General features: G+C 30.8%; 9 protein-coding genes. 5 read left to right on the top strand and 4 right to left on the bottom strand.

The window, feature by feature from the left end; all coding sequences use genetic code 11:
- Positions 1 to 259 precede the first annotated feature (259 nt).
- From xerA to QBK95_RS22695, 5 genes are all read left to right on the top strand, one after another.
- Positions 260 to 1,105: a site-specific tyrosine recombinase/integron integrase gene (xerA, locus tag QBK95_RS22710; protein ID WP_280936861.1), complete on the top strand. Its 846-nt coding sequence runs from the start codon at positions 260 to 262 to the stop codon at positions 1,103 to 1,105.
- A 165-nt stretch (positions 1,106 to 1,270) separates the two neighbouring features.
- Positions 1,271 to 2,260, top strand: coding sequence for an RHS repeat domain-containing protein (locus QBK95_RS22705; protein WP_280936860.1), 990 nt, complete (start codon positions 1,271 to 1,273; stop codon positions 2,258 to 2,260).
- 172 nt (positions 2,261 to 2,432) lie between these two features.
- Positions 2,433 to 3,083, top strand: coding sequence for a CPBP family intramembrane glutamic endopeptidase (locus QBK95_RS22980; protein WP_445012646.1), 651 nt, complete (start codon positions 2,433 to 2,435; stop codon positions 3,081 to 3,083).
- Positions 3,055 to 3,627 carry a hypothetical protein gene (locus QBK95_RS22700; protein WP_280936859.1) on the top strand — a complete coding sequence of 191 codons (573 nt, stop codon included), beginning with the start codon at positions 3,055 to 3,057 and terminating at the stop codon, positions 3,625 to 3,627. Before QBK95_RS22980 ends, QBK95_RS22700 begins: the two co-directional genes overlap by 29 nt.
- Positions 3,628 to 4,257: 630 nt before the next feature.
- Positions 4,258 to 4,422 (top strand): hypothetical protein, encoded by a 165-nt coding sequence (locus QBK95_RS22695; protein ID WP_280936858.1) that lies wholly within the window; start codon positions 4,258 to 4,260, stop codon positions 4,420 to 4,422.
- 19 nt (positions 4,423 to 4,441) lie between these two features.
- Here the strand turns inward: QBK95_RS22695 and QBK95_RS22690 are convergent, their stop codons facing one another.
- The 4 genes from QBK95_RS22690 to QBK95_RS22675 all read right to left on the bottom strand — a co-directional run bounded on the left by QBK95_RS22690 (position 4,442) and on the right by QBK95_RS22675 (position 6,507).
- Positions 4,442 to 4,954: a hypothetical protein gene (locus QBK95_RS22690; protein ID WP_280936857.1), complete on the bottom strand. Its 513-nt coding sequence runs from the start codon at positions 4,952 to 4,954 to the stop codon at positions 4,442 to 4,444.
- Entirely contained in the window at positions 4,944 to 5,291 is a 348-nt protein-coding gene (locus tag QBK95_RS22685; protein WP_280936856.1) for a helix-turn-helix domain-containing protein, read from the bottom strand. The genes QBK95_RS22690 and QBK95_RS22685 overlap by 11 nt, the downstream gene beginning before the upstream one ends.
- A 432-nt stretch (positions 5,292 to 5,723) precedes the next feature.
- Positions 5,724 to 5,966 carry a sigma factor-like helix-turn-helix DNA-binding protein gene (locus tag QBK95_RS22680; protein ID WP_280936855.1) on the bottom strand — a complete coding sequence of 81 codons (243 nt, stop codon included), beginning with the start codon at positions 5,964 to 5,966 and terminating at the stop codon, positions 5,724 to 5,726.
- A gap of 40 nt (positions 5,967 to 6,006) precedes the next feature.
- A complete protein-coding gene (locus QBK95_RS22675; RefSeq protein ID WP_280936854.1) occupies positions 6,007 to 6,507 on the bottom strand; it encodes a replication protein in 501 nt (166 codons plus the stop codon).
- Positions 6,508 to 7,040 lie beyond the last annotated feature (533 nt).

Genomic DNA, 7,040 nt, shown 5'->3' with positions numbered 1-7,040 from the left:
ATAGTTCCAACATATTTTATCCTGTATATTCCACAAGCTTGTCCGAAAGAGTATTGAATTGTCAAACTTAAAATTGTCAGTATAAGTATTCTTTTCATTCTCTCTTTTCTAATTATGCACAACACCCAAATATACGTATTGCGCTTATCATTATTGTATTTATGGCGGTTATCCAAAAATGGCAAAAACATGTAAACACCTATAATTTAGTTAGTTTATGTATATTTGGTGTAATTATTTTTTTGATAAAACGAATGTTATGATGTTGACAAAAGACATATTGCTTGAATTTCAAAAGAAATTATCTTTACAACGCTATGCACAGTCATCAATAAAGTCTTATTCAAATTCACTAGCAAAATTTTTGATCGCTTTTGAAGGATTTTCTTTGAATAAAGTAAAGGAACAGAATATTGAAAACTTTTTATATCATTTACAAAAAACAGAGAATATTAGTAGTGCATATCAAAAACAAATTCTAAGTGCTATAGGTAAATATTACGAACTGTTTCATTGCAGAAAATTAGATCTTAAATATTTATATCCAAAACGAAAACAAAAATCCTTACCCAAATATCTAACAAGAAATGAAGTTGTTAGATTAATTTCTGCTTGTAAGAATATAAAGCACAAATGTGTCATGAAACTCCTTTACGGATGTGGGTTAAGAGTTGGAGAAGTTTTGAATCTTCGATTAAGAGATGTCAATTCTGATCAGATGCTTTTACATATTAGCATGGCAAAGGGTAATAAGGATCGAATAGTAAAACTTCCAAGTATTGTTCTTGATGATTTAAGAGTTTATTATAAAAAGTATAAACCTAAAGACTTTTTATTTGAAGGACAGAATAAACCGTTTTATTCAGCGAAAAGCATTCAAAATTTCATTAAGAAGTATGCTCTTGAAGCTAAAATCACGAAAACAGTTACCCCACATATGCTTCGTCATAGTTATGCAACTCATTTGGTGGAAAGTGGTATAGATATTCGTTTTGTAAAAGAGTTACTTGGTCACAATTCGATTAAAACAACTGAAATTTACACGCATATATCAGATATAACAAAATCTAAATTTATGAGTCCGATAGAGCATTTAGATTTGTAATCAAATAACATTCAAGATTATTAATAAGTGATTTATAAGAATAGTTATTAAGTTAAAATTTGAAAAATAATTGAACCCATATTTATGAAAAGAGTAATGTTTTGTTACTTTATAAATGAAACATTAGGTCAACTCACAACAAAGAATTAGATTTGAGAGTTGTCTATGGGATGTCTAAAATTACATATTGAATCCACTCCAAGATTAAGAGTAATACACTCAAAAAAAACTCGAAAGCCTCTAAAAATTAGGGGTAGTTACTATCCCTTTGGATTGCAACATAAAGAGTATAATAACACCATTACGGGTAGAAAACATAACTATGGATATAATGGCAAAGAGGAGAATGATGAGCTTGGGCTAGAATGGATGGATTTTGGAGCTAGAAATTACGATGCTTCTATTGGACGTTGGATGAATATCGATCCTCTTGCTGATGAAATGAGAAGGCACTCACCTTATAATTACGCATTTGATAATCCAATCAGTTTTATCGACCCTGATGGAATGGCTCCTTTTTGGATAAATAATGGTGATGGAACTTATACTGCGGAAGCTGGCGATAGTGCTTCGACATTAGCAAGGGATGCTGGAATTTCTTTTGAGAGAGCAAAAGAAATAATGGCTAATACTCCTAACGAAAGCTCTTCTTTGGGTACTATGGGGACTTATGTAGATACTAATGATGGTGTTGAGAAATCCGCTGTTGATGAAGGAGATGTAGTAACTATTCCTGAGCAAAAAACAATCATAGATATCAATAAAGAAGGTATTCAAAATGCCGAGAAAAGCATTTCTGAAGATCATGCATCTATTGATAAATTAAACAGAGATAATGACTCAATTCTAATATCGAAAGAAACCACACAACAGCATATAGATCTTACAAATAAAGTAGGTATTAAGGGTGATATGGGCGACCCAGATAAAGGAGCTATTTTAGGTGGGTTAATAACCCAAGCAAGAAGAGAAGCAAAAGTTTATAAGGACGGTAAATTGATTGATAAAAATAATAATTCTATAGATAGTTTGTCAAAAGAGATCGATAAAAAGAATGCAGAAATAAAGAAAAGACAAAGTATTATTAAGAATCCTAGTTCTGTTAATAAAAGAAAAAAGTCTATTAATCTAAAAAAGAAAAAAATCAAAGGTTAATTTGTTGTCAAGAGATCAAATAAATTCTATTTTTAAGGTAATTGGATTAACAATAATATATTATTCGATTCTCAATGGGTTAACGTATGTGCTTTTCACGAATGTACCCATTGAGTTTTTGGATAGTAATGATAAGATTTACCTTTTGGAATTGCTACCATTGACAGTGGTAATGTTAATGACTATAGTAGCCTATAAGCTTATCGGGAAAAGATATTTTACTTATGAGAGAAAGAATATTTTTTCTTTTAAGGCTATAATTTTTATTATAATACTAGCTTTCTTATTAAGGGTTTTAAGAGACCCTATCTATCGTTTTAATGAGATTTTTTTCGGAAATCTAAATTTTGTTTCATCGGAATATGTAAAAACTCCTTTAAAGGAACAGATATTTCTAATATTCAATACTTTAATTTGGGTTCCAGTTTTGGAAGAGTTATTGTTTAGAGGGATTATTTTGAGAGTACTTCTAAAAAAAAAAATTAATATAACTATATCTGTTTTAACATCTAGTTTGTTGTTTGCATTGATTCATTTTAATTATATGTCTATCGACTATACTACAATATTAGCAGCATTCGTCTCAGGTTTTTTAATGTCCGTTGTTTATTTAAAACATGGACTGTTATACTCAATATTTTTTCATATCTGCGGCAATACAATTTGGTTTATTTTAAATCAAAACAGGGAATCGTACTGGGCTATCATTAGGATGTTAGATTTTGGTTTGATTTATTGGTTATTAGTTTTGATTTCTTTTTTAATAGTTATATTGATATCCAAAAAAATAATTAATGAGTATACTAGAAAAATTAGTAAATAACTTAGATGGAGATTATTATTTGGATGATCAGAAAAAAGGGCACACACCGGGAGGATCATTCATTAGTCAAAATAGTTATGGTATATTTAAAAAAGAAAATTATTCTATAAAAATATATTGTTTTGACAATATGGGAGTAAGAGCAGTTAATACATTTGATGGGTCTCCTTTTAAAATCATATTAATATTACCTTTTGCTTTGAAACGTGCACAAAGTATTTTCCCAAAGTCTTTTTTTCAGAAAATTATTAATATTCCAACCTCTAAAAACATACTATCCAATAATGCGAAAATATTATTAAAAAAATATAATTTAAAAGGAAATAAAGAATTAACTAATTATATTTTGAATGATTCTTTTCTAACAGAAATATTGCCAAACCATATTTTATACATTACAACAAAGGTCGAGAATGACACTTCAATTTTGAATCTTCGACCTAATGAATCAGTTACTACTACTGGGGAATTAGAAATTTTATATAAGATTATGAATAGATTAGGTGAGATTATTTATGAACACAAATCTATATTAAAAAAATAGCCATTTAATTGGTTGATAACTAGATCTCTGAAGAGTAATGTTCTACGAATGCCTGTGACTTCGTAGCGGCAAGAGTAAGAAATAAATAGCAAGAAACTAGTTACATTGATTTGTAGCTGGTTTGTTGTGTTAGTCAATATCTTGTAAAGCAAACATCTATTAAAATTTGCAACGAACCTACGCCAATGTTTGCGTTTTTAGAATAAGTACTATTTTGGCTTCTATTTTTCAATAAATGGAAGTCTTTTTATTAAAATTGAGTTGCATTACTTTTTTTAGCTGTTTACGTTCGTAGGTTTTTTGAATTAAACATTATGGAAATTTAGAAACATAAAAAACATCATTAAATTAAATGAGTTAACACTCACTTTTTACAACTAAATTTCTTCTTTCCAAAAAGACCAAAATCAGTTACAGTAATTCTAACAACCAAGTAACCTAACCCCTCTATTGAGGACATGGTTCAAATAGCCCAAGGCACAAACCAGATTAAAAAACCCATCATCAAGGGTTGTACTGGTTTATGCTACACCTAGGAAACTAGTGTGTAAGAATTACTTTGTAGTTCTATCTTGGTGATGGGCTTTTTGGTTGAATTATTTTTATTAGAGAATATTAGTTCTAAAAAAGATGAAGTATTATAACGGAGAAAAAGAAGTAACTAAAGAAGAATTTGAAAAAGAACGTAACCGTATTATTGCACAGCGTATCAAGGATGCGGAGAACGAAGAGAATTTAATTGATGATGAAGATTTAGATTATTATCTAGATGAATTACAGAAAATGGAAAACTAAAAAACACCTTTATGGTGTTTTAGTTGTCCATATAAAAATGAGTAATCCCAAGCGAAACTGCGTCAAATGCTCCTGCCATATATTTTTCTGACTCACTAGTCTTTCTAGGTTTCATGAGTTTATACTTCATATTTTTAATATTTTCTGAAATCACTTGTGCAATCTCATATTTAGTTCGTGCATTGAAAGAACTAAAAACATAGCGAATATCTGCTCGAGAGTATGTACCAATTTTTAAATGCTTCTTTAAGGCATAACGAGAAATGGTATTAATCATCTTTTTAATTCGTTTTGATTTTCGAGAACCAGTAATACTACAGTCTTCAAGAACTACAATTTTTGGTTCGTAGTAATCAATAATCTCACGAATCCGTTTCATTGTATGGGTATTGGAAATAGGTCGTACTTGCACCACTCGAGAATTAAGTACTGTGAGCGCACTTGTCATAACTGCAAAGCCAAAACCAATAGAATTAGGGTATAGAGACAGTACAATTTCTTCCTTTTTAATCTGTTGTCCACTAGGCGTCATACATTTTTGTTTGGCTTAAGTTATTGACAACAGCCTCGATATATGATGAACTATGTATACTCTTTGGTGTATGCTTGGCTTTGGCTTGAGTATGGAGTAATGTACTACGGCTAATGAGGTTCTTCTTAACACGTTTTAACAGGGGTGATAGGAGTTCCGAAATAGGTACACCGAAGAGGATATGGTACATCAATAATATTTCTGGTGTAGGTATTCGTTTTTCATTCTCGTATCGAGCGAGACTGCCAGTGTCGATGTTAAGCAAAAAGGCTACATCCTGTTGCATGACTTCAGCACCAGTACGAATATCTTTCAAGAGATGGGTTTGTTTGTTCATATAATAAAGTATGGCGGTGAGGGTTAATCTCTCACCGCCATACTTATTTTAAAAAACACTATGCAATTTCTAAAGACGTAATTAAGGCGTGTAAAATTGTCCATATGGACAATTTTTTTCGTGGTCGCTCTAATATTCTGTGAAAAAAATGTGCATAGAGTGGTTTATATACTATTTAGATTAAGAAATAATAAAATTTTGACTCATAAAGAGGGAAGATTGAAAAATATTAAAAATACTAATAATGGAATGAAAGATGTCTAAAAAACAAGGGAGTTAATAATAAAGAAGAGAAAAGGTATATCAAAAAGCTATTCCCTTATAGTGAGTTTAAGAAGTAGTAATACGGCCTTTATAGATATAAAGGCTTACGTTACTTGGTAATTACCATAAAATAAAAAACAATACTGACCAATAATAGAGGATTAAGTTCTATTTAATGATAGTACGTTTTCCAACATAACCAGCTTGTTCGAGAATATGATATGTTTTACCAAGAATTTGACGAATACGCTCAGTGGTCAATCCGTAGAATTTAGCAATTGCCGAGAAAGTTAGCTCATCTTCCACTCTTAAACGTAACATTTCAAAATACCGAGCATCTAAAATCTCTTCAAATGCCTGTTTATTTCTTAAATACAAATCCTTTGGAATATCATAAGTACTGGGTTTCACGTTCGTATTATAAAACAGATTTAGAGCGATGAAAAGAAAGCTATTTTTGATAGCTTAATATTTCCTGCAGACGTTCCGAATCCGTTAGTCGTCTATTAGGAGAATTCCTCTTTTGTAGAGTTAGTTTTGTACCATTAGTTTTGTTATATGCCTTATTCTGCATAGGTTGATGCCTCTTTTTGCATACCTTTTGGGTGTTTTTCGCACATCTTTTAAAGCAAGGAGCGTAATAGATGCGTGTCTTTCCCTTACGTTGGTTTGGATAATGTAAAAGCTCTCCATGATAATCCGTTACGCGAATTAATTGCTTAATGATCAAGGATTGGATGGCGTCTGGAATAGAACGCAAGGAAACACCAGTTTTTTTATGAAACTGGTTATAAGTGATTCTATCTCGTGTTTTACGTTTTCCATTTTTTTGTGTCCAGCCATAAGTTTGGCGGATAACACACATTAGAATCTTCAATTCGGAAAAAGTAAGCTTTGCTAATTGGTCATCAAACAATTCATTGGGAACTTGGGTAGTCTGTTTGTAGTGCATATTCAGAAAAGGACTTAAACTCTGGTAATAATGAAACTTCTTGTAAAAGATAATTGTATAATTTTCTACTCTGTTTTTTATCTAATGATCTGTATTTTATTGGGGAGGTCATCATACTTTCATAGATAATTACAGAGGGAAGAGTTCGAGTTCTGGACTGGTCATCCCCACCAGACATCAAAATATCGCGGTTTATTAGCTTATTGAATGCCGGAAACGTTGAAAACAAAAGCTTTTTACCTTCAATTTGGAGGTTCGAGGTAAGAATTTCAAGCAGTTCTCTCTTTTCATCCAAATTCGCTAAATCGTAAAGAATATCAATGTTTTTTACGAGTTCGAGGAATTTACGCATTTTATTTAAAAGATATACTTTTTTAGAAGAAATTTCATTTTGTTGTTCAAGAAGTTCTCGTGGAGATTCCTATGAATTTGACCCATCCATTCCTGTTTAAATTGCGCATAGTAAAACAGGTTCTAAAAAGAGCGGTTTTGTGATTATAAAAGTATAAAAAATATTATTGTTTTTTTCTTTT

Origin of the sequence: Aquimarina mycalae (genome assembly GCF_029906345.1) — a bacterium.
Lineage (GTDB): Bacteria > Bacteroidota > Bacteroidia > Flavobacteriales > Flavobacteriaceae > Aquimarina.
Note: the sequence above shows the minus strand (reverse complement) of the source record. Positions and strands in the feature narration are given on the sequence as shown.

Coding starts and splice junctions, on each gene's coding strand:
- xerA (WP_280936861.1), top strand. CDS start 260: ATGATGTTGACAAAAGACATATTGCTTGAATTTCAAAAGAAATTATCT.
- QBK95_RS22705 (WP_280936860.1), top strand. CDS start 1,271: ATGGGATGTCTAAAATTACATATTGAATCCACTCCAAGATTAAGAGTA.
- QBK95_RS22980 (WP_445012646.1), top strand. CDS start 2,433: ATGTTAATGACTATAGTAGCCTATAAGCTTATCGGGAAAAGATATTTT.
- QBK95_RS22700 (WP_280936859.1), top strand. CDS start 3,055: ATGAGTATACTAGAAAAATTAGTAAATAACTTAGATGGAGATTATTAT.
- QBK95_RS22695 (WP_280936858.1), top strand. CDS start 4,258: ATGAAGTATTATAACGGAGAAAAAGAAGTAACTAAAGAAGAATTTGAA.
- QBK95_RS22690 (WP_280936857.1), bottom strand. CDS start 4,954: ATGACGCCTAGTGGACAACAGATTAAAAAGGAAGAAATTGTACTGTCT.
- QBK95_RS22685 (WP_280936856.1), bottom strand. CDS start 5,291: ATGAACAAACAAACCCATCTCTTGAAAGATATTCGTACTGGTGCTGAA.
- QBK95_RS22675 (WP_280936854.1), bottom strand. CDS start 6,507: ATGCACTACAAACAGACTACCCAAGTTCCCAATGAATTGTTTGATGAC.